Origin of the sequence: Staphylococcus sp. HMSC068G11 (genome assembly GCF_001815825.1) — a bacterium.
GTDB lineage: Bacteria > Bacillota > Bacilli > Staphylococcales > Staphylococcaceae > Staphylococcus > Staphylococcus epidermidis.
The window spans coordinates 1-2,264 of the sequence record NZ_KV822068.1; the positions used below are offsets into that span (position 1 = coordinate 1).

3 protein-coding genes are annotated in these 2,264 nt (G+C 32.2%); 2 read left to right on the plus strand and 1 reads right to left on the minus strand.

Annotated elements, in window-relative coordinates; translation table 11 throughout:
- Both HMPREF3058_RS03565 and HMPREF3058_RS12100 read left to right on the plus strand, forming a co-directional pair.
- Positions 1-769 (plus strand): LPXTG cell wall anchor domain-containing protein (locus tag HMPREF3058_RS03565; RefSeq protein ID WP_141755961.1); only part of this gene is annotated, 769 nt, incomplete at its 5' end.
- Between the two features lie 349 nt (positions 770-1,118).
- Positions 1,119-1,214, plus strand: coding sequence for a type I toxin-antitoxin system Fst family toxin (locus HMPREF3058_RS12100; RefSeq protein WP_141755962.1), 96 nt, complete (start codon positions 1,119-1,121; stop codon positions 1,212-1,214).
- A gap of 138 nt (positions 1,215-1,352) precedes the next feature.
- Here the strand turns inward: HMPREF3058_RS12100 and HMPREF3058_RS03570 are convergent, their stop codons facing one another.
- Positions 1,353-2,216, minus strand: coding sequence for a replication initiation protein (locus tag HMPREF3058_RS03570; RefSeq protein ID WP_070731138.1), 864 nt, complete (start codon positions 2,214-2,216; stop codon positions 1,353-1,355).
- Between the last annotated feature and the right edge of the window lie 48 nt (positions 2,217-2,264).

A 2,264-nucleotide genomic window follows, 5' to 3' on the forward strand; every position in this document is an offset into this window, starting at 1 on the left:
CAAAAATGAAGGCGGAAAAGCTGACCAATCAAACACAAATGAAGGCAATGGTATTTTAAATGGTGGGAGCCAATCCAACGTAAATAAAGGTGATCACCAAGATGCATCAAAGCCTTCAGATAATGATCATAAAGATCACAGTGACGACCCAAAAGATGACGGTAAAGACAATCATCATAAAGGTGACAAAGATGATCAACATCCAGGTAAAGATGATGGTCAAGATAACCACAAAAAAGATAAAGACCATAACGACAAAGATGATCACAAAGGTTCAAAAGATGATGATACTAAAAAACCAGATCAATCTGACAAAGATGATCACCACAAAACCGATAAAAATGATCACCACCAAGGTAAAGGTGATGGTCAAGATGATTCAAAATCAGAACCATCTAAAGACACTGACAATAAAGGCAATCACAATACAACATCAAAAGACGGTAAACACAATGGCAAAAGTCCAGTAGCCCCCATTGCAGCTGCTACAATGACACCAGCTATGACACATGCACATGGTTATGGTCAAGGTTCTGCTTCGGAATCAACTGAAACTCCAAAAACAATAACAACAAGCACAACTGAAACAACACCAGATAAAAAAGAAGTAACACATGGCGAAAAAACTGAACACAGTGCAAATGAACTTCCTGAAACAGGTGAAGAAAACCAAGAAAACAAGGGCTTATTAGCTAGCATTGCAAGTATATTAGCTTTAAGCGGACTTGCGACATTATTTGTTAATCGCAAACGTAAAACAAATGAATAATAAAATATAAATCTTTACAATCATTGTTAACTATTAAATAAGGTGTATAGAAGATAACGATAAAAGAAAGGGGACAAACGCTGTCATTTCAGCGTTTGTCCCTTGTTGTTTGGATTATCGATTATTCATATTTTATACATCGTTGTTTTCACGCGTTTTCATGTATTTTCATTAAATGAAATTTTGTATCTTTATTCAGTTCTCAAGAGTCTAAGTGTTGCATACATGATGCGTGCATACTGTATGCATGTATATTGTATGCCTGCATACAGATTAGAGGCGTTTTGTTATAATTGGGAAGTCGTCTATTCCTCAGACGTCAATTTGACGTAGAGGGGAGGTGCGCTTTATGAATGAAATTCTTGTTCACATCATGACAATGGCAGTTAGTGGTTGTCTAGTCACGTTATTTGGCTATTGGCTCCATAAACGTGATAAAAAATAATATAGACGATTAAGCCGATGTACCAAAAAACCCCGAACTATTCGCCGTAGTTCGGGGTTTGGTGCGTTTATAAATGAAATTCTTATTAAGTACATTATACATCTTTATGTACTATTTGTAAAAGCTTATCTTTTTTTATTATTCTTCCCAATCGACCTGAAGTTGTTTTAGAAAAGCTTCTCGTTCTTTCTCTAATTGTGGATCATACTCATTTTGTGTTTGTTTTTCATATGTGCGTTCTTCTAACCATTTTGGTGTTTTTTCACGACTGATATATTGTCGTGGCTTATCTATATTCGCAATTTGTGGTTGTCGTTTATTGTGAATGCGTTTCTCAGCATCAAACGTAAACTCTAACCACTCAATTTTACGCCCTTTTTTCGCTTTAATTTTATTAATATGAAGATTTTTAAATATCGTAGATAGTTCTTTTATGATTGGATTTAGAACAAATTGATTAATATTAGACATTCTATAAGAATTTGGAATATCTAAACGTTCTCTAAAATCTTCAATTTTAATTTTCATATAACCAGTGTGTTTGTATTGTTTAAGTATTCTAAACATATTTTTGGCGTAAGTAGATTTGAGATGTGTCATTTCTTTTAATTCAAATTTAGTAAAATTACTAGTAATGGAGTTTAAAATATATTTTAAATCTGGAGAAGTAGCAATTTCTAAATATCTTTCAGATATATCAATTTCATATTTATAAAACAGAACAAATTTCTTTATTTTCGTTTCTGTTCTAATAGTATATCGAATATCTAACATTTTATCGTAAACTCTTTGTAAATCATTTACAAATCTGTTTATATTACGTGTTTCTGGACTATAATTACTTAATTCCTTCAGTTCATCAAAAGACAAATGTAATGTATTAGTATCTTGCTCTTTTAATTTATTACACATGGCAAAAAATAAGTTAATTTCAGTTGCTGTAAATCGTCTTAAAGGTACTAAGTTCATTTCGTTTTTATATATAACGGTTTCTCCACTCATATAATACTCCTTTCACATTAAAGGCATAACAATAAGAAAACTATGCCT